Genomic DNA, 22,683 nt, shown 5'->3' on the forward strand with positions numbered 1-22,683 from the left:
TACCGCTACCTGCGAACTTGTTCAAGGAGAATATAATTACAATACTTTCAGCTTGTCGCAGTACAAAATTCAGTAATTTTTACCTGGCTATGTTAATTATTGGCTTATTGCTAGTCGGCAATAGCAACTAGTTGCATTAACGACGCACATAAAAAGAATTAAAACGCGCGCGGGGCGCTATGTTTTTGCCCTTTCTTAAAAGCTAGCTGCCAAAAGGACAAGGATTATATGTACGTTCCCAAAAATATGGAATTATCAAATTCAGATGCAATTACTTCTCTCATTTCTGGCTACGGCTTCGGCCTATTGATTTCTCCTGATATGGAAACAACGCGCCTCCCGTTGTTATACGAATCTGGTACTGAAAGTTCGTCAATACTTGGACATATGGCAAGAGCCAATCCACAATGGAGGGATCTAAGCGGCAAAAGAGTGTCGGTCGTTTTTAACGGTCCCCACTCATATATTTCCCCTAGGTGGTACGTATCAAAACCAGCCGTACCAACCTGGAACTACGCCTCCGTCCAGTGCTTTGGTATATTCCAAGAGCTAAATAGCATTGAAACACTTAGTGCCATTTACGCACTTATTCGAAAGTATGAGCCCGAGCTCATGGACAAAGAAGGTGAGCGTCCGGTGATCACCACATTTAAATCCTGAAGTTACTCCGGCATCGTATTCCTTTTTCAGAAGGACAACACTATGCGACAGCCTCGACGCAGCAAAGATGAATGGCGATCAATATTTAAACAACAAGAGCAAAGCGGCCTGACAGCTGTCGAGTTTTGCCGCCAAGAATGTATTAACTTGCAGACTTACTATACGCGTCGACGGGATATTCAGTTGCATCAGTGCCATAGCAACTTTATCCGGGTTAAGCGCGACGTGACAACCGTAGAGTCACGTATGGAAGACGTGCCTCATGCACTTACGCTGAAACATGGCGGCTCGCAATTGAGTGTGCCAGTAAACACCAACCCTCATTGGGTTGCCACTTTAATGAAGGCGCTGAACGAATGAAGATGTTCGTTGAGCCTGCTGATATTTATTTGTACATGGATATCGTCGACTTCCGCAAGTCCATCAATGGTTTGATTGTGGTGGTTGAACAACAGATGCAACTGAATCCATTCCGTGATGCGTTGTTTGTCTTCTGTAATAAGAAGCGGGATAAGCTGAAAATCCTCTATTGGGATAAGACCGGCTTTGTCCTGTGGTACAAGCGCCTGGAAAAACACCGGTTCAAGTGGCCTAAAGACGACCAGATTCAGCACATATTGTTGGATGAACAGCAGTTACAATGGTTGTTATCCGGCTACGATGTGGTAGGTCACCAGCCACTGCATTACACCGCTTCCGGCTTATAACCGGTGATCATAAGCAGCGATTATCGATCACGAAATCGTCTGAATAATGCTGGGTAATCAGTGACTTAATCGGCGATAATAATCTTATGAACGAAGAAGATTATCAACGTCGCATCGCTGAGCTGGAGAAGCAGCTTCAGGAACTGAATAACCGGTATCAATATCTGGAAGAGCAGTTCCGTATTGCCCAGCATAAGCAGTTTGGTAAAAGCACCGAAGGTCACCCTAGTCAGGGTGAATTGTTTAATGAGGTCGAGGAACTTGTTGCCGGGGATGGAACGCCAGAGCAAGAAGCGATTAGTTACACGCGCAATAAAGCCAAGCGAAAGCCCTTACCCAAAGACCTGCCTCGTGAAGTCATCGTTCACGACATTAGCGATGAAGAAAAAATCTGTGGCTGTTGTGCCGGTGAACTGCACTGCATCGGCGAGGATAAAGCAGAGAAGTTACAGTTTATCCCTGCTCAGGTTAAAGTGATTGAGCATGTGCGTCCTAAATATGCGTGCCGCACCTGTGACAAAGAGAGTGTCAACAACACAGTAAAACAAGCGCCGGTGCCACATAGCGTAATCCCCAAAGGTTACGCAACGCCCAGCTTACTAAGTCAGATAATCACCAGTAAATATCAATACGGCTTGCCGCTGTACCGACAAGAGGCGATGTTCAAACAACATGACATCGAACTCAGTCGTAAGACCATGGCTGACTGGATAATCCGCTGCGCCGAGCTGTTTAAACCATTATACGACCAGCTTCATCTACATCTGCTACAGCAGTCAGTTATCCAGGCAGATGAAACCACACTGAAGGTCATCGACTCCGACAAAGCGACCAGCTATATGTGGCTGTATGCCACAGGGGCAGACTCGCCTGAGGGTAAGGTACCAGGCTGTGATATACCTAATATTGTGTTGTACGACTACCACAATAGTCGGGCCGGGCAATGTGCTGTGGGCTTCCTTACAGGTTACAGCGGCTATCTGCAAGTGGATGGCTACGCGGGTTATGAGCAAACGCAAGCCACCTTAGTCGGTTGTTGGGCCCATGCGCGCCGTAAGTTTATGGAAGCGAAAAAAGGTGCCGGTAATAAAGGCAGTGGCAAAGCTGACTGGGTCTTGAATCATATCCAGAAGCTCTATCGGATAGAAACACAGATAAAAGACAAAACGGCAGAAGAAAGATACACCCACCGGCAGGAAAAGAGCCTGCCGCTTCTGAATCAACTACATACCTGGCTAGCCAAATCTGCACAACAAGTGCTACCCAAAACCAAGCTGGGCGAAGCGATACAATACTGCCTCAACCAATGGCATAAACTGGAACGCTACACACTGGATGGCCAGCTCAGCATCGATAATAACCGCGCTGAGCGAGCAATAAAGCCGTTCGTGATCGGACGGAAAAATTGGTTGTTCAGTCAAACAGCAACCGGTGCTAATGCCAGTGCCATTCTCTACAGCATCATCGAAACCGCCAAGGCCAACAACCTCAATGTGTTCGATTACGTGATGGGCAGTCTGGAGTTGCTGAGTCAACCTGAAGCCGATGGCGAGTTACTGCTACCATGGCAGTTTGCTAAACGTTAGGTGGGATCACCGGACGGATACCAAAGAAGAGCTAATGCCCTCCGACTATATCGATAAACTGTTAAAAGCTGTCGTAGGATTTAAGGTTGTGGTGTCCGAAATTCATGCAAAAGAAAAGCTTGGCCAACATAAAAATCCAGACGATCAGCATGGTGTTTTCCACGCTTTGCATACCAGTCCCAGCTCAGAATCAAAGGAACTTGCTGATTATATGCAAAAACGAGGGCTAGGCATCGGCAGCTAACACGCGCTATTGTTGCCGCTAGCGCGGCTGGGACTGCTTACGCTGCGATCCAGTCGCCTCAAAGTTAACCGTTAAAAGAATCAAAATATGAAAAAATACATCGCAATCTTTATTGCAACTTTCTCAACATTTGTTCTGGCTGATGAAGTAGACTGCGAGAATGCAATGACTACTTACGCTATGAATATATGTGCCCGCAGAGAAATAAAATCTGCAGATGCCGAACTAGAAAAGTATCTAGCTAAAGCCAAAGAGAAATATTCTGATGAAGCAGCTATCATTCAGTCTTTGGACAAGTCTCAGAATGCATGGCTATTGTATCGAGAGGCACATTGCGATGCAATTTATGAAATGTGGTCTGGTGGCACAATACGTGGCGTTATGTTCGGAGGCTGTATGTTGCAGTTAACTAAACAACGCACCCATAAGATATGGGAAGATTTTCTAGCTGAAATGGGTTCTGCTTCCCCGTTGTTGCCGGAGCCCACGTGATATCACTTATCAAGTGGCTACACCGGCCTGGTTTCCGCTGTCATCTTCTACATAAAAAAACGCACAATATTCAGTTACAGTTCAGCTTAAACATGTTTACCTGTTTGTGCTAACTTACTTCGAGGTATATGAATAGGTTTTGCGTATAATTTTTTCATTTAATTGTAGTAGCAAGGAGCTCACATGAAAAATCCCCGTTTATTAGGCATTTTAATATTAAGCCTCACAACATTTAGTTGCAGTGTACTTCCTCTCTCAAGTGAAATAGAAAAAGACCATTTCAGGTTTGAAAACTTCAAAAGAGATAAAGGCCCTACCATAGAATTAGTTCATTTAATGTGCTTTCACCAACAGCCGACAGGTTGGACCGAACCCAAACAATTTCAGAGTGGTCCACAAAATTTATGGGTAAAAGCAAATATTTCACAACGCGGGATCCCCAACAGTACGAAGGAGGCTTACGCAAACTTCAAAGTCGATTTAGATCCAGGCAAAAGTTACATGCTTAACCGAACAGTAGAAGGCGATCAGATATCTATCTGGATTCAAGAGGTTGATAGTGGGCTACAAGTATCAAAGGTGAGCAAGTCGCAACTGAAACAGCCACTTTTGGTAGATAATTATTTACGTAGACAGCAGTGCGAACAAGGATCTGTCTAGTTGCTAAAAATACCATCAGTTGCCCATAACGATTCGTTGTAGTCGTTTCCTGCGGTCACTGGAACAAAAAGCCAGGGCCGCTTTGCAGGATAGTTCACACCTCTGCGCCTCATTGCTTGATATTAGGTTTTCAGGTAAACATGCATGAATTAATTAGAATTGAAAATATTTTAGAAACGAACAATTGAATCAATTCAGGGGCATCAGAGGCTAAGTATTTTTAGAAAATAGCCTACGAATAAAAGATGCGTGATGTTTTGCTCTGAGAAAACTGCCACGCAGCAACTTTAAGAATTGAATGTACGGATCACCGGGATAGCAGTTAAGGATGAACATGAAAATAATTATTTGCATTATAATTTTAACTTTTTTAAATGGGTGTAGTGCTACTAAGGATGAGAAAACGTTAGAAATTAAGAACGCCGTTGACACTACACAAAACAATATATCAGTCGAGGACTTTTGGGTTCTGTCTCACCAGGATTATCCTAAATATCCAGTCAACGCAGCAAGAGATAACATTAGTGGTTGCGTTGACTTTAGATTTATTATTGATCGCGAAGGAAGAGCAACGAACATTCAAGTTATCAAAGCTATTCCACATAGAGCTTTCATACCATCTGCAACTGAATCTTTGAAAAAATTCAGATGGGAACCAACAGAAAATAATTCAACACATCAACCTGTTGTTACCACTTTACAACTAGAATTTATTATAAACCGAATTAGGAATGTTCCAGAATGCTTAGTAAAAGGCACCACATAAGCGAAGTAAGCGGATATTCTGTTCGCTCTCACAGAATCCAATTCCCTGCTGGGAAGCTAATTAGCTAAGGAAGGTTAATGAAGTGCCCTCACTGCAAAGACGATATAAGTTTCTTTTCTAGAACATTAAATAAGTTTGGTAAAGAACGTCGTTGCCCTCATTGCAATAAGCGAATCAAAATGAAACAGAGTTGGAAGCTACTGCTATTACTAATTCCTCTGGGCATCATTTTTCATTTTTTTATTCTAAAACCATCCGCAATTGCTATGGGCTTTAGCGGCAATGGGTTAGCTGCTCTTTCAGGGATTCTTCCAGTGCTTTTGTCATTTAGACTGTTCAGCGATGAGCCGGCAGAATAGTTACACAACGAATCGCTATAGGTGAACCCCTACGCCCACAGGGGTTAAAACGCCGCTTCAAAAGTGTAGCACTGTGTTTGCAGCCCCACATCGCCAGTTATATAGCCTTCTTTCAAAGTCAAAAGCGGAATCAGTGGTAAATTTTCTCAACAGCTGTAGTGTAATCTCGGTAAGGCGTCAGGGTCATCTATGCCGGATAAGGCCTCGCCCACCATACTTGCTTGTAATACTAATCTAATTTAAAAAAACTGATGAAGCTAATGTTCATCCATTAGCGTGGTGCAGCCTTCCCCTTAATGCCTTCGCGACGGTTTCTATACCAGAAATCCGCGCCTTCGTATGGCAATTCTTCCTCTACAGAAAAGGTTTTTTCCGCGATAACTTCTCCTTCTAGTTCCAATGTCATTCGCCAGTCCCCTACCTTGTCATGCAACGGCTCCCATAACGTATCACCCAAATAGAAATTCCAATCGTTCGAACGAATATATTCTTCGCCATCGAAAGGTGGCATAGGCTCGCCGTTTTTATCCGGTATATCTGGATGGTAAATACAGTAGCGAATTTTCTTATTCTTAGCTTTTTTTATACTAATAATCAAACCAAATTCGATATCAACCTTGGCCGGGACAGTAGTGGTGAATTGTCGCACTTTAGGCAACGCTTTATCCTGCGAATCCCATTGCGTATAAATACCGTAGCTTTCAATTTCGATAAGAATTTTTGGCTTCGCCATGTCGCCCCCTTTCTTTAGTAATAACTGGAACAATATTAACATTGCTGAAACTTTTCTCATAAAATTTTGGTTTGCCAATTCCGCCTAATCAATCTACGAAGGCAATTTTGTTCCCATAGAGAAACCCATAATTTTTACGTGTTGAAATAAAGAGTTGAAGAAAACGTTGCAATATCGTTAAATGAAAATGTAAGCGCTATCATAACTTTTATAGGATTTTCTTTTACTATGCCCCGATTATTAACAATAGGTATTTTGGCCTCAATTTTCATGCTTTTCGCCTGTCAAACACAACCCCTGGCACGCTCTGGTTCAAAGGCTGAGGACGCAACCGCAGGCCCCACTAAATCAGAGCTAACCGTAGTGAATGGCAAATACCAGATTATGCGTAATGGCGCGCCCTACTTCATTCGCGGTGCAGGAGGTAGCGGGAATTTGAAGCTGCTGGCGGCATCTGGTGCTAATTCTGTACGAACGTGGAGCACAGACAACGCGCAGGAAATTTTGGATAACGCGCAGAAAAATGGTTTAACCGTTATGTTGGGTTTGCGTATTGGACATGAAAGACACGGCTTCGATTACGATGATTCGGCGGCCATAGCAGCACAAAAAGAAGCAGTAAGACAGCAAGTAATGAAATTCAAAGATCATCCTGCACTGCTTGCATGGGGTATCGGGAACGAAGTGGATCTCTTCTACACCAATACCAATGTCTGGTACGCCGTGGAAGATATTGCTCAAATGATTCAAGAGCTGGATCCTAATCATTTAGTGACTACAGTGACAGCAGGTATTGACGCTGCTAAAGCAAACCTTATTAAAGAACGTGTACCCAGTATTGATTACCTTAGTGTCAATATTTATGGCGGCCTGGAAGACTTGCCCCAACACTTGCTGGACATTGGTTATTCCGGCGCCTATGTGGTAACTGAATGGGGGCCGACCGGTCATTGGCAAGTGGATCGCACGGATTGGGACGCTCCCATTGAACAAATCAGTACGCAAAAAGCCGCCTCTTACCGAAGCCGCTATGTAAGCGGTATTTTAGGGGCACCTGACCGGGCTCTAGGCTCTTACGCATTTCTTTGGGGACAAAAGCAAGAAACCACGCCGACCTGGTATGGTGTTTTTACCGAGGCGAGCCAACCAACAGAAGTTGTTGATTCACTGCATTACCTGTGGCGTGGGGAATGGCCGTCAGCGCGCGCTCCTTCTATTAAGGAATTAACAATTAATGGCAAACGGGCTGACGAGAGTGTTCATGTACAAAGGGGGCAACATAACCAGGCTAGTTTAAAATTTACATCCCATTTCGACAAACATCCTGATTTTCGTTGGGAAATATTGCCAGAAAGTACCGACATTAAAGCGGGAGGCGATCCTGAAAAAAGACCCCAGCCCGAGAAGGGCTTAATTGTAGGTGATGATAGTCGAGACAACATCACGTTTAAGACGCCGCAACAACCCGGTGCCTATCGGCTCTTTGTTTACATTACAGACAGCAACGACAAAGTGGCCAATGCCAACATCCCATTTTATGTAGACTGAACGCGAAAATAGCTGAGGGGCTGTAGATATTGCCCCTCCTTCTTAGGCGCTTGGGGTGCTTTTCTACCGCCTCAGCCTATAATGTAGAATAGTTCCCATTAAGGTAGTACGTGTCATGGACATTGGTTCTTTTAATCTACACGATACATTTGTCGTTCTGGATCCTGATAATCACGCCACGCCCGAAGAAAATAATGCTGACTTATATACCAGGATTGATGCGAGATACGATAAGTTCAAGAGCCACCAGCTCCTATCCGCACATATATTCACAGAAGACTGGGCCAATTGGGAAATTCATCCAAAAGGGGATGAAGTGGTGCTTCTCATTACTGGAGAGGCAACGCTGCGGCTAAAAATCAATAACACCGAACATATCTTTACGTTATCAAAACCCGGGGATTATGTGCTTGTACCGCGCAACACCTGGCATACGGCCGAAGTGCCAAACCAGGCTGCGCTGCTGTTCGTAACACCAGGTGAAGGTACCCAGCATCAGCCAGTTTGAAAAGCGTAGCGCCTGATCGTTATAGCCACACAATTCCCTGCTGAATTAGGTACAGTAATGCGCCGATCAGTCCTCCTACTAACGTGCCATTAATCCGTACTTTCTGTAAATCCTTACCGATGTTTAGCTCGATTTGAAGCGCCATATCTTGCTCGTCCCAATTTTCAATGGTATTGCGGATATGGCGGGTCAGAAAGTCCGAAAGATCCGGCGCCATGTAACGACCTGCTTCTGCCAGGTGCAGATTAAGCGCATTTGCCAGTTCGCCATTGCCGGTAAGCTTCTGCCCTATTTCCGAGAAAGCAGAAGAAAGATGGCTCACAAACTTGCCATTGTCCTTTTCCATATCAGTGATTAGCCACTGTTTAACGTCCCCCCATATTTGCGTCAGGTAGCGCAAAAGCACATCATTGTTAAGAATATTCTCTCTAATTCCATTGAGCTTTGCTGTCATCGCTTCATCATGCTGAATACGCTCAACGTAGTCTTCGATGTAGCGATCAAAAGCCTCTCTTACCGGATGCGCAGGATCTTCATGAATATCCTGAATAATACTGGCAATCGCCTGTACCGCTATTTGCGCGCCCTGCTCACTTAGCCAGGCAGACGGCAGAATTTTCTCCAGCCGCCGATGTTCGGTTTTTAACCACAAACTAAGTTTCTCAGCAATAAAACCCTGAGTTTCCTGCTTGGCGGTTAACTCTGCCAGTTTTCCGATCAGTTGATCAAGAATCTCTTGATGCCGCTTTTCTTTAGTGAAAACCGCAAGGGTTCCAGCAGCTATAGGAGCCAAATCGAGTTTGCGAATGCCGCGCTTCAGGCCGTTAATCATCATGTCGTGAACAGGATTGTCATCGATGACATTAACAATACCTACCAAAAAGTCGCCGGCGTAAACGCTTACTCGTCTTGCGTTTTCCACCTTAGATAACCAGCGCCCAATCCCTTGCGCAGGCTGACTTTGCTTAATTAGTGACTCGATCGCCTGAGGATGGAAAAACTTATCTTTTACAAACTCGGAAAGATTATTAGCTATTGCTGACTTATTACTGGCAACAATATTGGTATGCGGAATTGGCCACTTCGGCGGAATTGGCTTAAATAGCGCTGTAACTGCAAACCAGTCAGCTAACCCACCCACCAGGGCTGCTTCAGAGGCCATTTTAATAAATTCGATCAGCTTAGGGTTTCCCAGAGCAGGAAATCTCACTTGCAAGATAATGGCTACGAGAAATATTGCCGCCGCGCCGCATAACCAAAACAACGCCTGCCGCTTAGCGCGCTGCAACTGCAAGACCTTATTCATTCATGCTCGCTCTCTTCCTTTTGCCCTATCCGCAGGTTTGTCGAATGTTTTGTTGGTGCCCAATAGCAAATCCTTGGGATTCTGTCTAAGCCCTCAAAATTTTCGGCCGTTGTCGCTTTTGTTTAAAAGCAAGTTCTAATCACGATTACAGCCGACGCCGAGTCTTTTTCTACACATTTGCGGCTTAAAGCAAAAAGCTCCCGGTAAGGAGCCTTTTCACTAACTTAATCCCAGTCAGGGGCAAAATCAGGATTTACTATCCGCTCGCCGTTATCAAGATTATCAATCAACGCCAGATCATCTGCTGACAAATTTACTTTTCCGTAATTATAATTACTTTGCAAATGGTCTTTGTTAGTTGACGACGGAATAGTTTGAATATCATTAACTTCCATCCAGGCAAGTACCACTTGTGCAGGCGTAGCATTATATCTTCCGGCTATCTCGTTTAATGTGTCATCATCCATCACCTTGCCAACCGCAAAAGGCATATACGCCGTGATGCCTATGCCACGCTCTTTGCAGGTTTTGACTACCTGACGATTCTGCATGAAAGGATGAAGCTCGATCTGGTTCGTAAGAATTTCATCTTTACCAAGAATAGCCTGAGCTTTTTCAATTTGTGAAATGGTAAAGTTCGACACGCCGATATGCCGTGTTAAACCTTCTTCCTTCGCTTGCGCAAGACACTGTAAGTATTCTTCCATACGCACATTTTCATCAGCCGACGGCCAGTGGATAAGTAACAAGTCAACGTAGTCGGTCTTCAGCTTTGCCAAGCTTTCGTGAACGGAAGGAATAAATTTATCTTTTCCTAGATTTTCCATCCATACCTTAGTGGTTAAGAACAGCGATTCCCGTTCCAGTCCACTGGTTTTAATGGCGTCTCCTACTTGTTCCTCGTTATTATAAGCTTGCGCTGTATCAATATGGCGAAATCCAATTTCCAGTGCGTCTAAAACAGACTTTATGGCAGTATTGCCTTCAAGACGAAACGTTCCCACACCGAGTTGTGGCATTACAGTCATTCAGTGGCTCCTTAATCGTTTAACAAACGTGCCAGCTCGCTTTTTCCAGAGAGGGTAAAGCGTGCTTGGCGAGACACCATGGCTACGGCTTACCTGATAGATAAGATCGAATTATGTTAAGGGTAGGCTGATGTTAACGCTGGTAAATAATCCCGTTTAACATTATCCTCTATTTTCGCCATTAGGGTTTATTCTGTACGATGATGAGGGAGCATATGCGCTTTTTGAGCTATTTCATGTTGCTCTGTTTTTCCAGCTGTTGTGCCTCTTCGGAGGTTGGAACGACTTATCATGTAGGAGTGGAGAATATCGCCTATTACCCTATTCAGGATTTTTCTGCTACGCCCGGTACAGGTATATTGCAAGATATTGTAAGTGCTTTTGCTGAAGAAACGCACATTAAAGTAGAGTTCATTCCTTTACCTATTACGAGATTTGCTACTTGGTATCAAGAGCGGGCTATTGATTTTCGGATTCCGGATCACCCAACCTGGGATGATGCGAAGGCGCTTGCGTTAACCTACAGTGATCCTGTCGTTACCCTTTGTGAGGCCACCATTGTATTGGCTGAACATGCAGATAAACCTGTGGATTTTTTTAACATAATAGGCATGATGCACGGTTTTACCGCCTCAGAAAGGTGGAAAACACGCATTGCCGAAGAACGACTGACCATTGTTACTGACACGTCATTAAAGGTTCTTACACAGATGTTACTTCACAATATGGTACAGGGGCTGGATGTCGACATCAGCACCATACGCCATGAATTAGAGTTGATGAACTTACCGCCTGACACGGTGACGCTGGCGAAGAAAATTCCGGTCTCTACGTTAAGTTATAGAATGTCGACTATTGAACATCCTGAACTGCTGGCAAAATTTGATACCTATTTAAAAACCCATAAGGAACAAAACAGAGAACTTGCCCGTTCTTATGGATATTATAACGGGCGAAAATGTAGCGATATTATTCCGGACTAACGTTTACCTGCACGACCTTTAGCAGGTGTTCCCTCTTTTCTCGCTCGATGTTTTTTCACCGAACGACGCATACGTGTCAGGCGAACATGGTCCAGTTTGCTTTGTCTGACGTCCACCATGCTTGACGTTTCTTCAGGTAGCTGCACCAAATTACGTAGCGCATTCACCTCTTCTAAACCAAGCTCAACCCACGCTCCTTGCGGCAACCGCTTTTGTAGTTCAATCGGCCCGTAGCGCACGCGCATTAGCCGACTTACCTGTACGTTTTGCGATTCCCATAACCGACGCACTTCCCGGTTTCGTCCTTCAGAAAGAGTGACGTTAAACCAGTGGTTCATGCTTTCTTCATCGTTAGGTCGAACATGGATGTCAGTAAATTTCGCTACGCCGTCCTCTAGCTCAACACCCTTTTTTAACGTGTTGATGGTTTGAGAAGACACCTCTCCGAAAACCCGAACAGCGTATTCACGCTCCACTTCGCATTTAGGATGCATCAGCCGGTTTGCCAGCTCTCCATCATTGGAGAATAACAACAAGCCGCTGGTATTGATATCAAGACGACCCACTGCTATCCACCGCCCTAATCGAATGGTCGGTAAGCGATCAAACACTGTCGGACGGCCTTCCGGGTCCTGTCTGCTACACAACTCCCCTTCGGGCTTGTTGTACATCAGAACTCTGCACACAGGTTTTTCCGTCTGTCGCGATAGCAGATGACCATCTACACGAATTTGCGCACTTGGTTCAACCCGATCGCCCAATGTAGCAACCTTACCATCGACAGAGACTCGCCCCTGTTCAATCCATTTTTCCATTTCACGTCGTGAACCAAGCCCTTGATTGGCTAGCACCTTTTGCAACTTTTCACTCATTAGTCGATATGCTCTTGTCTTCAGCAATTACATTCGCACGGTCCATAACTACGGACGGTGCCTCTTTTTGTACGGTGACGCCGGGCTCGTGATCATCTTCCTGCACCATTTCAGCAAAAGCCTCGGCGCTGGGAAGCTCGCTCAGCGAACGCAGAGAGAAATAATCCAAAAATGCTTTAGTGGTAGCATACAGCGCCGGGCGTCCCGGCACTTCTTTATGTCCAACCACGCGGATCCACTCTCTTTCCGTCAGCGTTTTAATAATATTACTGCTTACCGCCACACCACGAACCTGCTCAATTTCTCCACGGGTGATCGGTTGGCGATAGGCGATTAATGCGAGTATTTCCAGCATGGCTCGAGAATAACGTGGTGCAGATTCCTGCCATAATACGCTTAACCATGGGCTTAACGCATCCAGCGATTGAAAGCGATAGCCGCTGGCGATTTCCACCAGTTGAATTCCACGCGGTTGATAATCCAGAATCAATGCTTGAATTGTCTCATTCAACATCTTTTCACTAACGGCAAATTCTGCCAGCACAGTTTCACGCAACTGACTTTTCGTCACGGGTTTATCTGCTACGAAAAACGTGGCTTCTACCAGTTGTTTAAGCTGGGTGCTGTTGATCTTCTTCATGCGCACCTAATTTTACATGAATTCGGGCGTAAGGTCCCGCTTGTATCAACATCAGCATTTGCTCTTTCACCAGCTCCAGAATTGCCAGAAATGTTACCACCACCCCCGCTCTTCCTTCTTCTACGGTGAAAAGCGCTTCCATCGGTGTATAACTGTTGGCACCAACTGCGGCCAGTATCAGCGTCATCCGCTCGCGGGTACTCAATACTTCTCGTTCTATGGTGTGATGTTCAAAGGCCGCTGCTCGTTTCATGGCATGACTAAACGCTAACACCAGTTCCTGCAAGCTCACATCCGGCTCTATACGAATAGGTTGCACCTGATCACTTAGTGATACATTTACGGGAAAGACATCCCTTTCCAGCCGCGGTTGAAGATCAAGATCTTCGGCTGCCTGCTTTACCACTTCGTACTCACGCAAGCGCCGAATAAGCTCAGCTCGGGGATCCTCTTCGTCATCCTCATCTTCTGCGCGCCGGGGCAACAACAACCTCGATTTTATCTCTGCCAGTATGGCTGCCATCAATAAATATTCTGCAGCCAGCTCCAGTTTCAGCGTTTTCATCACCTCAACATATTCCATGTATTGGGCAGTTATCATGGCAACAGGTAAGGTGGTAATATCAAATTTCTGCTTACGAATTAAATATAAAAGTAAATCCAGCGGGCCTTCAAAGGTTTCCAGAATAACTTCAAGAGCATCCGGGGGAATATATAAATCCTGAGGTTTTTCTATAAGGGCTTCGCCATTAATAAACGCCAGCGGCAACGGCTGCTGAACAGGATCTGGCGCAAGCTGAACGTCGGGGTTCTGCTGTAGTTCATCAACGTTCGTCATTTACCATCTCGCCAATCGCTTAAGAGAACGGCGTAATATCACCGCTTCCTTCACGTAAGATTACCGGCAAGCCTTCGGAAAAATCGACTATGGTAGTAGGTTGTTCGCCCAGCGTACCGCCGTCAATGATAAGCCCCACTCGCTTTTCCAGTTTATCGCGAATGACATCCGGATCGGATTCTGCCATTCGCGCACCCGGCAAAATAAGAGATGCTGACATTAATGGCTCGTTTAGCGTTTCCAGCAACTTAAGTGCAATCGCGTTATCCGGCACTCGTATGCCAATGGTTTTACGCTTCGGATTTTGTAGCCGACGCGGAACCTCACGGGTCGCTTTCAAAATAAAAGTATAGGGGCCGGGCGTATTGTTTTTAATCTGTCTGAAGGCCACATTATCGACTTTTGCGTACAGTGACAATTCTGACATATCGCGACACATCAGCGTAAAGTTATGATCTTTATCTATCTGACGGACCATACACAGCTGGTCCAGCGCCTTTTTGTTTTCTAGCTGGCAGCCAATGGCATAACCGGAGTCAGTAGGATATACCACCACTTCCCCCTGGCGAATTAAGTCGCACGCTTGATTAATAAGACGTTGTTGTGGGTTTTCCGGATGTATCTGAAAAAATTGACTCATGGTGTCCAAAATCCTTAATTACGCAGCTGAGTTATCGACCAGTTATGCCAAATAGGCGTAAGATCTTCGGAAATAAACTGATTTTTTCCTAACTCAGTCCAGCGGGATGGAAAATGAAAATCGGATCCAGCAGAAGCAAGTAACTTATGCTCAAGCGCTAAATGGTTGATTATTTGCTGCTTGTCAGCAGAAATACCGGGAAATGACGTTTCGATGCCATCGCCTTTTGCTTCAGCAAACTCTGCTACTAAACGACGCAGCCACTTTGTGGTCATGTCGTAATGAGCAGGATGGGCCAATACGGCCTGGCCGCCTGCAAGGTGGATCCAGGAAATTGCCGATGCCATATCCGGCCACTGTGCTTTCACATGCGCTCTTTTGCCTTTCCCAAGATATTTCTTAAACGCTGCATCCATTGATGCAACGCCATAATTGTTAACCAATACGCGAGCAAAATGCGCGCGGGTCACTTGCCCTAATCCTGCCAAGGCCATGGCTTTTTCCATTACGCCATCGAAACCACACCTTTCCAGTTTTCCGGCAATGGTTTGTGCTCGCTCAAAACGAATTGCTGCTTGCTGATCCAACTTCTCACAGAATGCCGGTAGCGTGCGGTTAACATTCAAGCCAACAATATGGATATCAAAACCCTGCCACATAGTGGAAATCTCGATACCATCAATAATTACCATTGGCCGTTTTTGCTGAGCCTGACAAGCGTGTGCTTCGTCCAGAGCAGCTACGGTATCGTGATCCGTGATGGCAAGTACATCCACTTGCATATTGTGAGCACGTAGTATTAATTCCTGCGGCGTCAGGTGGCCGTCAGAGTAGCGAGTATGACTATGGAGATCGATTTTCAATGGCTTATTTAAAGTTTCGGTTGACACAACTTCAATTTTGTTTTCTTCTATAGGGCACAGTATACGTACTAAGCGCTTCGATGCCTATCGAAGTTTTAAACGAATAAGAGAATCGACCAATGCGTAATTTACCTCTGAACAGCGCCATGATGAGCGCAAACTGGTGGTGGCACTCCCTGACTTAATGGGCGGTGTACGCGTTGGTGCGCAAAAAACACATAAAAGGCCCGTTTAACGGGCCTTTTTTTTTAAAAATCGCAGCTGGAGAAATGCGACAATGAGTTTAGCCGAACTGGGCACACATCCAGGAAAAGTCGAAACAATTGAGCAGACAGGACACTACATTACCGATCCCCTGGCAGCCTTTGCCCATCTTTGCGCAAAGCGGCCACACACCCTGCTGCTGGAATCAGCAGAAATTGACAGTAAGGATGAGCTGCAAAGTCTGTTGATGATAGATGCCGCGGTGAGACTGGAATGCAATGGCAACACTGTGACATGCAAAGCGTTGACCGCGAACGGCCATGCCGTTCTGCCGCTGTTCCAGACTTTCTGCCCTGCTGGCATGACTTGTGAGTTAACCCCAGACACCGCGGTGCTTGTCTGTAGTTCAGCAGACGAATCATTAGATGAAGACAGCCGTCTAAAAGCAGCCAGCGTGTTCGACGCGCTACGATTAATTGTTCAGCAAATCAAACCCATTCGCCAGCATCCGCATGCGGTTTTTCTCGGCGGGGTTTTTGCCTACGATTTACTCGCGACGTTTGAATCGTTACCAGAGGTCACCAATGGCGAAAATGACTGCCCGGACTTTGTTTTTTATCTCGCCGAAACCTTGTTAACGGTAGATCATAAAACGAAACAAACTCAGCTTATCGGTAGCGTATTCAGTGGCCACAATGTCGCGCAGAACTATTTTGCAATTGCCCAGCGGCTTGAAAACTTACAGAGTCAGTTAACTCACATTCCTCCAGCTACGCCCCTTGCTACTGCAACAGTGAAAGACGACATCGATGTAGATGTGGATAAAGATGATGAAGCATTTATGCGCAACGTGACCGATCTTAAAGCGCATATTCTTTCGGGCGATATTTTTCAGGTTGTGCCCTCTCGCACATTTTCCCTTGCTTGTCCCGCTCCTGTCGCCGCCTATGCCAAGCTTAAGCAGCAGAATCCCAGCCCTTATATGTTTTATATGCAGGACGCTGACTTCACTATTTTTGGTGCGTCGCCGGAATCCGCGCTCAAATATGCGACTGATACCAATCAGGTAGAGATATATCCTATCGCTGGCACACGAGCCAGAGGCAAGCGTGCCAATGGTGAAATTGATGCCGATTTGGACAGCCGCATCGAATTAAACCTGCGAGAAGACAACAAAGAAAAAGCGGAACATATTATGCTGGTGGATTTGGCGCGCAATGATGTGGCAAAAGTCAGCCAACCCGGCACCCGGCATGTAAAAGACTTATTAAAGGTAGATCGTTATTCCCACGTTATGCATCTGGTATCGCGGGTTGTGGGGCAACTGCGCAACGATTTAGATGCGCTTCATGCGTATCAGGCCTGCATGAATATGGGCACATTGGTAGGTGCACCAAAAGTAAGCGCAGCAACACTTATTCGTGAAGTAGAAAAGAAACGCCGGGGAAGTTATGGCGGCGCCGTGGGCTACATCAATGGGCAGGGAGATATGGACACCTGTATTGTGATTCGATCAGCTTTTGTTAAAAACGGGCGAGCTTATATTCAAGCTGGCGCGGGAGTCGTTTATGATTCCGACCCTCAAGCAGAAGCACAGGAAACACGCACCAAAGCTCAAGCAGTAATTAATGCCGTACGCGCCTCTCAACACGTGCAGGAGCAAGACTAATGAACAAGCGAATTACCGTTTTTTTACTGGATAATGTGGATTCTTTTACTTATAACCTGGTAGATGAGCTGCGTGCGATGGATTTACATATTATTGTCTACCGCAACACCGTCAGCGCCGACACTCTGTTTAACAGAATGGAAACAGAAGCAGTAACTAACCCTGTGTTACTGCTGTTATCACCTGGTCCCGGTGCGCCTCACGAGGCCGGGTGCATGCCCGCCTTACTTGAACTTGTGCAAGGTAAATATCCTGTATTGGGGATTTGTTTAGGTCATCAGGCGATTGTCGCGCATTACGGTGGCGAAGTAGGCCGGGCGGTAGAGGTGATGCACGGTAAATCGTCGGCTATCAGCCATAGCGCAGAAGCCATGTTTCAGAACCTGCCACAGCCCCTGCATGTCGCGCGTTATCATTCTCTGGTGGCAACGTCCTTACCACCGAGTCTGCGCTCTATTGCCAATTTTGGAGACACCACGATGGCAGTATTTCACCCCGAAGATAAAATGTTAGGTTTCCAGTTTCACCCTGAATCTATTCTGACAGCTGATGGCAGCACATTACTGATGCAAAGTATTCACTATTTAACGCTGGGGAGTGCAGCATGATTGACGCTACCCAACTATTGGACACATTATTTCGTAAAGAACATTTAAGTCAGGCTCAATCTTTTGGGCTATTTAACAGCATTATGCACGGCGAGCAACCAGAAGCCGTAGTGGCCAGTTTACTGACTGCGCTTAAAATTAACGGCGAGTCACCGCAGGAAATTGCCGGTGCAGCCAGCGCCATGGTCTCTAATACGCTTCCCTTCCCTACGCCAGACTATCCGTTTGCTGACATTGTTGGCACCGGCGGTGATGGCCACAATACTATTAATATTTCCAGCGCAGCGGCTATTGTCGCTGCTACGTGCGGAGTTAAAGTGGCTAAACATGGCAACAGAAGCGTGTCGAGCCGCTCAGGCTCAGCAGATTTGTTCCGTCAATTTGGTATTAAACTTGACGTTTCACCATCGACCGCCAGACAGTGTTTGGACGACGCCAACTTCTGCTTTCTTTATGCACCGGTATATCATGCGGGCATGCGACACGCAGCGCCTGTGCGGGCAGCGCTGAAAACGCGTACTGTATTCAATATTTTGGGGCCACTGGCAAACCCTGCTGGACCGACTCATGGCTTGTTCGGTGTATATTCTCCAGATCTCTTAGAGCCGTACGCCCAAACCTTAATGTTGTTAGGCCAGCATCGTGCCATGATAGTGCACGGCGATGGCTTAGATGAACTTGCGCTGCACGGGGAATCCCACATCTTTGATTTGGAACACGGTGACATACGCCAGCTTACAGTGACGCCGGAAAATTTTGGTTTACCTACTTATCCGTTAAGCGCGATAGAAGGCGGGGATCCGGAAGAAAATCGCAAGATGGTGGAGGCAGCATTAGCCGGTGAAGGTAGCGAAGCGCATCGCGCAGCAATTGCAATGAATTGCGGTGCACTGTTGAAACTAACGGGGACAGTAACAACCTTTAAGGAGGGTGCAGAGCTGGCAATGGAAACGATGCTCAATGCGAAATCTTTAGCTACATTGACTCAGGTCGCACAAATCAGCCAGGAGGATAGCGGTAATGAATAACGTACTGGAAAAAATTGTTGCGGATAAACGTGAAGAAGTGAAAGCACGGATGGCCACGCTTCCCCATGAAAAAGTGAAAGCGAACCTTCTTCCCTCTACAAAAAGTTTGTTTGATGCGCTCAGCGCATTCAATGCCGGTTACATTCTGGAATGTAAGAAAGCCTCACCCTCTAAAGGACTCATTCGTCCCGTTTTCGATCTTGATGAAATTCTTAGCGCCTATACGCCATTTGCCGCCGGAATTTCGGTGCTCACCGACGAAAAATATTTTCAGGGCAGTTATGACTATTTAGCCTACGTAACTGAACGGGTGTCGCAACCAGTGCTGAATAAAGATTTTTTTATCAGCGAATATCAAGTGCATTTGGCAAGGTACTATAGTGCTGATGCTATTTTGCTGATGTTAAGTGTATTAAGCGATGAGGAATATCGACAGCTTGCAGATGTAGCAGATTCACTTTCTCTGGATGTTTTAACTGAAGTCAGCAACGAACAAGAAATGCAGCGGGCAATTGACCTTAAAGCCAGTATTATTGGTATTAATAACCGCGACTTACGTGATCTCTCTACGGATTTAGGCGCCACTGAAAAACTGGTGCCCATGTTAAAAGATGCCACTCATAACTATGTGGTAATTTCTGAATCTGGTATTTATACCCATCAGGATGTACTACGTTTAGCGCCGTTGTGTAATGGGTTTTTGGTGGGGAGCGCGCTGATGGCTGAAACAAATCTTCCACAAGCAGTAAAATCTTTGGTGTATGGCGCAGTAAAAATATGCGGCCTCACCAGCGCCAACGATGCCAAAACTGCCTTTGCTGCAGGTGCCTCTTACGGCGGTTTAATCTTTGCCGAAAAATCGCTGCGTTTTATTAATATGCCCACAGCAAAAACCATCGTGGAATCAGTACCAGGCCAATATGTAGGGGTTTTTGTTAATGCGCCAATTGCTCAGGTGGCGGAATATGCCCGAGAACTTAACCTGACAGCCGTTCAATTACACGGAGATGAAGACGCCCGATATCGCTCAATACTCCAAGCGCAGCTCCCGAAAGGATGCGCTATCTGGCAGGCGCTCGGTGTAGAGCAGTCGTTGCCGGCCGCGTTTCTTTCTTTGCTGGAAGATTCCACAGTTGCAAAAATAGTGCTGGATTGCCAGGTAGGTAGCAGTAAAGGTGGTACCGGTCAAACGTTCGATTGGTCTCTTTTGAACAACGTTAATCAAAAAGAAAAACTGGTGCTGGCAGGCGGGCTCAATGCCGAAAATATTCAGCAGGCAAAAGCCACTGGTGTAGCCATTGTGGATGTCAATTCTGGTGTAGAGACGGCACCCGGCAAAAAGTCATCGGCAATGCTCAGCGACTTGTTTACTCGCTGCCGACAATATTAAATTTACTAAATACAGGACAAACCATGAATCAACTCGACGCAAAATTCGGCGATTACGGTGGCATGTATGTGCCTGAACTGTTAATTCCTGCGCTGGATCAGCTGGAACAGGCTTTTCTTGAAGCCAAAGACGACGCAGAATTTAACCGGGAATTTCAGTCATTGTTAAAGGACTATGCCGGTCGTCCCACCGCAATGACGCTGACGCGTAACCTGGTGAGCAATCCAAAAGTTAAGCTTTACTTAAAACGTGAAGACTTACTACACGGCGGCGCCCATAAAACCAATCAGGTACTTGGTCAGGTATTGCTGGCAAAACGTATGGGCAAAACCGAAATTATTGCCGAAACCGGTGCCGGACAACATGGCACCGCCACTGCGTTGGCATGTGCCTTACTTGGCTTAAAAGCCCGCGTTTATATGGGTGCGAAAGATGTAGAACGTCAAGCTCCCAACGTTTTTCGCATGCGGTTAATGGGCACTGAAGTCATTCCCGTCAGTGCCGGGTCGGGTACGCTTAAAGATGCAGTAAACGAAGCATTACGAGATTGGTCTGCAAATTACGATACCGCGCATTATCTATTAGGTACGGCAGCAGGACCTCACCCTTTTCCGACAATCGTGCGCGAGTTTCACCGTATGATTGGTGAAGAAACCCGTACGCAAATAATGGAAAAAGAAGGACGTTTACCCGATGCCGTTGTCGCTTGCGTAGGCGGTGGCTCAAACGCAATTGGCATGTTCGCCGATTTTATCGATGAACCTTCAGTGCGCTTGGTGGGTGTTGAACCTGCTGGCAAAGGATTGCACACAAAAGCGCACGGAGCCACAATTTGTACAGGTTCTAAAGGTATATTACATGGCGCCTTTACTTACATCATGCAAGATGAAGAAGGCCAGATTGAAGAAAGCTACTCTGTCTCAGCGGGTTTGGATTATCCGGGCGTAGGGCCTCAGCATGCTCATTTAGCAGACATAGGTCGCGCAGAATATGTGGCAGTCACAGACGAAGAAGCGCTTAACGCCTTTAAATTACTTGCCCGCAAAGAAGGCATCATTCCTGCCCTGGAATCGTCCCATGCTTTGGCTCATGCATTAAATATGGCTGACGAAGCAGAGTCAGAAACCATTATTGTGGTGAATTTGTCAGGCCGCGGCGACAAAGATTTAGCCCACGTCACTAAGATTTTGGGAGAAGACCTACATGAATAGATATGACACCATGTTTACACGTCTGGAAGCGGATAACGCTGGTGCCTTTGTACCCTTCGTTATGATTGGTGACCCCGACATTGAAATCTCGGAAGCGATTATTTGTCAGCTGATTGACAGCGGCGCGGACGCGTTGGAATTGGGTATTCCCTACTCCGATCCTATCGCCGATGGTCCGACAATTCAGGCAGCAGCAATTCGTGCACTTGATAACCATGTCACTACGGGCAAATGCTTTGCCCTGTTAACCCGTGTGCGGGAAAAATATCCGGATACTCCTATCGGCTTACTGTTATACAGCAACCTGGTAATGGCAAAAGGAATAGAGCAGTTTTATACAGACGCTGCAGCGGCGGGTGTAGATTCAATACTGATTGCAGATGTACCTTTTCGTGAAGCAAAACCCTTTTTAGACGCAGCAGACAAAACGGCGATTTGTCAGATACTGATAGCCCCTCCTAATGCTACTGCAGAAACGCTCAAGCAAATCGGCGATTACTCAAAAGGTTATACCTACTTACTCGGTCGTGCTGGTGTAACAGGGGCAGAAACTGCAGCAGATATTCCCGCGGCTTCGTTGCTTAGTAAACTAAAAGACGTCAACTGTGCGCCACCCTTACTGGGTTTTGGTATTTCTTCGCCTGCGCAGGTTAAAAATGCTATCGGTGCCGGCGCTGCCGGGGCAATTAGTGGCTCTGCCACTGTTAACATTATTGCCGCCAATCTTGCGGACAAAGAGAAAATGCTCACGGAGCTTGGCAACTTTGTTAGCAACATGAAGGCCGCTACGCATAAGGATTAACAGCATGTTTTATATGATTTGTGCCAGAGATGAGGAAAACAGTTTGGAATCTCGCTTACGCGTGCGTCCTGATCACCTGGCGCGGCTGGAAAAACTAAAGGCAGAAGGTCGATTATTAACGGCGGGGCCATTCCCCGCTATTGACAGCCCTGACCCCGGCCCGGCTGGATTTACCGGCTCCTTAATAGTGGCAGAGTTTGCATCATTGGATGAAGCGCGCACCTGGGCTGAAGCAGATCCCTATCTTCAAGCAGGAGTTTATGCTGACGTTGTGGTGAAACCTTATAAAAAGGTGCTTCCTTAGGCGGAAAATAAAACGGCGATTTACTCGCCGTTTT

At 46.2% G+C, this 22,683-nt stretch carries 27 protein-coding genes; 19 read left to right on the top strand and 8 right to left on the bottom strand.

Translation table 11 applies throughout. The features are described from left to right. Positions 1 to 228 precede the first annotated feature (228 nt). The 9 genes from CA267_RS02475 to CA267_RS02515 all read left to right on the top strand — a co-directional run bounded on the left by CA267_RS02475 (position 229) and on the right by CA267_RS02515 (position 5,474). Positions 229 to 660 (top strand): FMN-binding negative transcriptional regulator, encoded by a 432-nt coding sequence (locus CA267_RS02475; protein WP_075608947.1) that lies wholly within the window; start codon positions 229 to 231, stop codon positions 658 to 660. 42 nt (positions 661 to 702) lie between these two features. Continuing rightward, entirely contained in the window at positions 703 to 1,020 is a 318-nt protein-coding gene (gene tnpA, locus CA267_RS02480) for an IS66 family insertion sequence element accessory protein TnpA (RefSeq protein WP_075608946.1), read from the top strand. Then, positions 1,017 to 1,367 (top strand): IS66 family insertion sequence element accessory protein TnpB, encoded by a 351-nt coding sequence (gene tnpB / locus CA267_RS02485; protein WP_075608945.1) that lies wholly within the window; start codon positions 1,017 to 1,019, stop codon positions 1,365 to 1,367. The genes tnpA and tnpB overlap by 4 nt, the downstream gene beginning before the upstream one ends. Before the next feature lie 86 nt (positions 1,368 to 1,453). Next, positions 1,454 to 2,953, top strand: coding sequence for an IS66 family transposase (gene tnpC, locus CA267_RS02490; RefSeq protein ID WP_097349187.1), 1,500 nt, complete (start codon positions 1,454 to 1,456; stop codon positions 2,951 to 2,953). A gap of 34 nt (positions 2,954 to 2,987) precedes the next feature. Further along, the gene (locus CA267_RS02495) at positions 2,988 to 3,197 is read left to right on the top strand and encodes a hypothetical protein (protein WP_075608944.1); all 210 of its coding nucleotides are present in this window, start codon (positions 2,988 to 2,990) and stop codon (positions 3,195 to 3,197) included. Between the two features lie 87 nt (positions 3,198 to 3,284). Next, positions 3,285 to 3,689 (top strand): lysozyme inhibitor LprI family protein, encoded by a 405-nt coding sequence (locus tag CA267_RS02500; protein ID WP_075608943.1) that lies wholly within the window; start codon positions 3,285 to 3,287, stop codon positions 3,687 to 3,689. A 183-nt stretch (positions 3,690 to 3,872) separates the two neighbouring features. Beyond that, complete coding sequence (locus CA267_RS02505; RefSeq protein WP_075608942.1) at positions 3,873 to 4,349, top strand: hypothetical protein; 477 nt, start codon at positions 3,873 to 3,875, stop codon at positions 4,347 to 4,349. A gap of 334 nt (positions 4,350 to 4,683) precedes the next feature. Further along, the gene (locus CA267_RS02510; protein ID WP_170669008.1) at positions 4,684 to 5,115 is read left to right on the top strand and encodes an energy transducer TonB; all 432 of its coding nucleotides are present in this window, start codon (positions 4,684 to 4,686) and stop codon (positions 5,113 to 5,115) included. 77 nt (positions 5,116 to 5,192) lie between these two features. Further along, positions 5,193 to 5,474, top strand: coding sequence for a hypothetical protein (locus tag CA267_RS02515; RefSeq protein WP_075608940.1), 282 nt, complete (start codon positions 5,193 to 5,195; stop codon positions 5,472 to 5,474). A gap of 271 nt (positions 5,475 to 5,745) precedes the next feature. On the opposite strand, the gene CA267_RS02520 is transcribed toward CA267_RS02515, so the two are convergent. After that, positions 5,746 to 6,207 carry a DUF3859 domain-containing protein gene (locus CA267_RS02520; RefSeq protein WP_075608939.1) on the bottom strand — a complete coding sequence of 154 codons (462 nt, stop codon included), beginning with the start codon at positions 6,205 to 6,207 and terminating at the stop codon, positions 5,746 to 5,748. 228 nt (positions 6,208 to 6,435) lie between these two features. Here CA267_RS02520 and CA267_RS02525 point away from each other — a divergent pair, with 228 nt between their 5' ends. Both CA267_RS02525 and CA267_RS02530 read left to right on the top strand, forming a co-directional pair. Beyond that, a complete protein-coding gene (locus CA267_RS02525; RefSeq protein WP_083638383.1) occupies positions 6,436 to 7,755 on the top strand; it encodes a glycoside hydrolase family 2 TIM barrel-domain containing protein in 1,320 nt (439 codons plus the stop codon). A 115-nt stretch (positions 7,756 to 7,870) separates the two neighbouring features. Beyond that, positions 7,871 to 8,263, top strand: a complete 393-nt coding sequence (locus CA267_RS02530; RefSeq protein ID WP_075608937.1) for a cupin domain-containing protein — start codon at positions 7,871 to 7,873, stop codon at positions 8,261 to 8,263. A gap of 19 nt (positions 8,264 to 8,282) precedes the next feature. Here the strand turns inward: CA267_RS02530 and CA267_RS02535 are convergent, their stop codons facing one another. After that, on the bottom strand, positions 8,283 to 9,569 hold the full coding sequence (locus tag CA267_RS02535; protein ID WP_075608936.1) for a DUF445 domain-containing protein: 1,287 nt from the start codon (positions 9,567 to 9,569) through the stop codon (positions 8,283 to 8,285). 224 nt (positions 9,570 to 9,793) lie between these two features. Continuing rightward, the gene (gene dkgB / locus CA267_RS02540) at positions 9,794 to 10,597 is read right to left on the bottom strand and encodes a 2,5-didehydrogluconate reductase DkgB (RefSeq protein WP_075608935.1); all 804 of its coding nucleotides are present in this window, start codon (positions 10,595 to 10,597) and stop codon (positions 9,794 to 9,796) included. A 215-nt stretch (positions 10,598 to 10,812) separates the two neighbouring features. Here dkgB and CA267_RS02545 point away from each other — a divergent pair, with 215 nt between their 5' ends. After that, positions 10,813 to 11,580, top strand: a complete 768-nt coding sequence (locus CA267_RS02545; protein ID WP_075608934.1) for a hypothetical protein — start codon at positions 10,813 to 10,815, stop codon at positions 11,578 to 11,580. Here CA267_RS02545 and rluB read toward each other — a convergent pair. Genes rluB through CA267_RS02570 form a run of 5 tightly spaced genes read right to left on the bottom strand, consistent with a single transcriptional unit; the run spans position 11,577 to position 15,433 of the window. After that, positions 11,577 to 12,452, bottom strand: coding sequence for a 23S rRNA pseudouridine(2605) synthase RluB (gene rluB / locus CA267_RS02550; RefSeq protein WP_075608933.1), 876 nt, complete (start codon positions 12,450 to 12,452; stop codon positions 11,577 to 11,579). The genes CA267_RS02545 and rluB overlap by 4 nt on opposite strands. After that, the gene (gene scpB / locus CA267_RS02555) at positions 12,445 to 13,092 is read right to left on the bottom strand and encodes an SMC-Scp complex subunit ScpB (RefSeq protein WP_075608932.1); all 648 of its coding nucleotides are present in this window, start codon (positions 13,090 to 13,092) and stop codon (positions 12,445 to 12,447) included. Before scpB ends, rluB begins: the two co-directional genes overlap by 8 nt. After that, positions 13,064 to 13,930 carry a segregation and condensation protein A gene (locus tag CA267_RS02560; RefSeq protein WP_075608931.1) on the bottom strand — a complete coding sequence of 289 codons (867 nt, stop codon included), beginning with the start codon at positions 13,928 to 13,930 and terminating at the stop codon, positions 13,064 to 13,066. The genes scpB and CA267_RS02560 overlap by 29 nt, the downstream gene beginning before the upstream one ends. A gap of 19 nt (positions 13,931 to 13,949) precedes the next feature. After that, positions 13,950 to 14,570 (bottom strand): L-threonylcarbamoyladenylate synthase, encoded by a 621-nt coding sequence (locus tag CA267_RS02565; protein WP_075608930.1) that lies wholly within the window; start codon positions 14,568 to 14,570, stop codon positions 13,950 to 13,952. Positions 14,571 to 14,584: 14 nt separating this feature from the next. After that, positions 14,585 to 15,433: a PHP domain-containing protein gene (locus CA267_RS02570; RefSeq protein ID WP_075610025.1), complete on the bottom strand. Its 849-nt coding sequence runs from the start codon at positions 15,431 to 15,433 to the stop codon at positions 14,585 to 14,587. A 277-nt stretch (positions 15,434 to 15,710) separates the two neighbouring features. On the opposite strand from CA267_RS02570, the gene CA267_RS02575 reads away from it, so the two are divergent. The 7 genes from CA267_RS02575 to CA267_RS02605 are packed head-to-tail and all read left to right on the top strand — an operon-like array spanning position 15,711 to position 22,649. After that, positions 15,711 to 17,306: an anthranilate synthase component 1 gene (locus tag CA267_RS02575; RefSeq protein ID WP_075608929.1), complete on the top strand. Its 1,596-nt coding sequence runs from the start codon at positions 15,711 to 15,713 to the stop codon at positions 17,304 to 17,306. Then, positions 17,306 to 17,914, top strand: a complete 609-nt coding sequence (locus CA267_RS02580; RefSeq protein ID WP_075608928.1) for an aminodeoxychorismate/anthranilate synthase component II — start codon at positions 17,306 to 17,308, stop codon at positions 17,912 to 17,914. Before CA267_RS02575 ends, CA267_RS02580 begins: the two co-directional genes overlap by 1 nt. Next, positions 17,911 to 18,942 (top strand): anthranilate phosphoribosyltransferase, encoded by a 1,032-nt coding sequence (gene trpD / locus CA267_RS02585; RefSeq protein WP_075608927.1) that lies wholly within the window; start codon positions 17,911 to 17,913, stop codon positions 18,940 to 18,942. Before CA267_RS02580 ends, trpD begins: the two co-directional genes overlap by 4 nt. Further along, on the top strand, positions 18,935 to 20,332 hold the full coding sequence (gene trpCF, locus CA267_RS02590) for a bifunctional indole-3-glycerol-phosphate synthase TrpC/phosphoribosylanthranilate isomerase TrpF (protein ID WP_075608926.1): 1,398 nt from the start codon (positions 18,935 to 18,937) through the stop codon (positions 20,330 to 20,332). Before trpD ends, trpCF begins: the two co-directional genes overlap by 8 nt. Positions 20,333 to 20,355: 23 nt before the next feature. Next, a complete protein-coding gene (trpB, locus tag CA267_RS02595; RefSeq protein ID WP_075608925.1) occupies positions 20,356 to 21,543 on the top strand; it encodes a tryptophan synthase subunit beta in 1,188 nt (395 codons plus the stop codon). Beyond that, positions 21,536 to 22,345, top strand: a complete 810-nt coding sequence (gene trpA, locus CA267_RS02600; protein ID WP_075608924.1) for a tryptophan synthase subunit alpha — start codon at positions 21,536 to 21,538, stop codon at positions 22,343 to 22,345. The genes trpB and trpA overlap by 8 nt, the downstream gene beginning before the upstream one ends. Before the next feature lie 4 nt (positions 22,346 to 22,349). Continuing rightward, complete coding sequence (locus tag CA267_RS02605) at positions 22,350 to 22,649, top strand: YciI family protein (protein WP_075608923.1); 300 nt, start codon at positions 22,350 to 22,352, stop codon at positions 22,647 to 22,649. Positions 22,650 to 22,683: the final 34 nt, after the last annotated feature.

The sequence above is a fragment of the Alteromonas pelagimontana genome (assembly GCF_002499975.2).
Lineage (GTDB): Bacteria > Pseudomonadota > Gammaproteobacteria > Enterobacterales > Alteromonadaceae > Alteromonas > Alteromonas pelagimontana.

Bases quoted from the DNA above. Each gene is read 5' to 3' on its own strand.
- CA267_RS02475 (WP_075608947.1), top strand. From the start codon at position 229: ATGTACGTTCCCAAAAATATGGAATTATCAAATTCAGATGCAATTACT.
- tnpA (WP_075608946.1), top strand. From the start codon at position 703: ATGCGACAGCCTCGACGCAGCAAAGATGAATGGCGATCAATATTTAAA.
- tnpB (WP_075608945.1), top strand. From the start codon at position 1,017: ATGAAGATGTTCGTTGAGCCTGCTGATATTTATTTGTACATGGATATC.
- tnpC (WP_097349187.1), top strand. From the start codon at position 1,454: ATGAACGAAGAAGATTATCAACGTCGCATCGCTGAGCTGGAGAAGCAG.
- CA267_RS02495 (WP_075608944.1), top strand. From the start codon at position 2,988: ATGCCCTCCGACTATATCGATAAACTGTTAAAAGCTGTCGTAGGATTT.
- CA267_RS02500 (WP_075608943.1), top strand. From the start codon at position 3,285: ATGAAAAAATACATCGCAATCTTTATTGCAACTTTCTCAACATTTGTT.
- CA267_RS02505 (WP_075608942.1), top strand. From the start codon at position 3,873: ATGAAAAATCCCCGTTTATTAGGCATTTTAATATTAAGCCTCACAACA.
- CA267_RS02510 (WP_170669008.1), top strand. From the start codon at position 4,684: ATGAAAATAATTATTTGCATTATAATTTTAACTTTTTTAAATGGGTGT.
- CA267_RS02515 (WP_075608940.1), top strand. From the start codon at position 5,193: ATGAAGTGCCCTCACTGCAAAGACGATATAAGTTTCTTTTCTAGAACA.
- CA267_RS02520 (WP_075608939.1), bottom strand. From the start codon at position 6,207: ATGGCGAAGCCAAAAATTCTTATCGAAATTGAAAGCTACGGTATTTAT.
- CA267_RS02525 (WP_083638383.1), top strand. From the start codon at position 6,436: ATGCCCCGATTATTAACAATAGGTATTTTGGCCTCAATTTTCATGCTT.
- CA267_RS02530 (WP_075608937.1), top strand. From the start codon at position 7,871: ATGGACATTGGTTCTTTTAATCTACACGATACATTTGTCGTTCTGGAT.
- CA267_RS02535 (WP_075608936.1), bottom strand. From the start codon at position 9,569: ATGAATAAGGTCTTGCAGTTGCAGCGCGCTAAGCGGCAGGCGTTGTTT.
- dkgB (WP_075608935.1), bottom strand. From the start codon at position 10,597: ATGACTGTAATGCCACAACTCGGTGTGGGAACGTTTCGTCTTGAAGGC.
- CA267_RS02545 (WP_075608934.1), top strand. From the start codon at position 10,813: ATGCGCTTTTTGAGCTATTTCATGTTGCTCTGTTTTTCCAGCTGTTGT.
- rluB (WP_075608933.1), bottom strand. From the start codon at position 12,452: ATGAGTGAAAAGTTGCAAAAGGTGCTAGCCAATCAAGGGCTTGGTTCA.
- scpB (WP_075608932.1), bottom strand. From the start codon at position 13,092: ATGAAGAAGATCAACAGCACCCAGCTTAAACAACTGGTAGAAGCCACG.
- CA267_RS02560 (WP_075608931.1), bottom strand. From the start codon at position 13,930: ATGACGAACGTTGATGAACTACAGCAGAACCCCGACGTTCAGCTTGCG.
- CA267_RS02565 (WP_075608930.1), bottom strand. From the start codon at position 14,570: ATGAGTCAATTTTTTCAGATACATCCGGAAAACCCACAACAACGTCTT.
- CA267_RS02575 (WP_075608929.1), top strand. From the start codon at position 15,711: ATGAGTTTAGCCGAACTGGGCACACATCCAGGAAAAGTCGAAACAATT.
- CA267_RS02580 (WP_075608928.1), top strand. From the start codon at position 17,306: ATGAACAAGCGAATTACCGTTTTTTTACTGGATAATGTGGATTCTTTT.
- trpD (WP_075608927.1), top strand. From the start codon at position 17,911: ATGATTGACGCTACCCAACTATTGGACACATTATTTCGTAAAGAACAT.
- trpCF (WP_075608926.1), top strand. From the start codon at position 18,935: ATGAATAACGTACTGGAAAAAATTGTTGCGGATAAACGTGAAGAAGTG.
- trpB (WP_075608925.1), top strand. From the start codon at position 20,356: ATGAATCAACTCGACGCAAAATTCGGCGATTACGGTGGCATGTATGTG.
- trpA (WP_075608924.1), top strand. From the start codon at position 21,536: ATGAATAGATATGACACCATGTTTACACGTCTGGAAGCGGATAACGCT.
- CA267_RS02605 (WP_075608923.1), top strand. From the start codon at position 22,350: ATGTTTTATATGATTTGTGCCAGAGATGAGGAAAACAGTTTGGAATCT.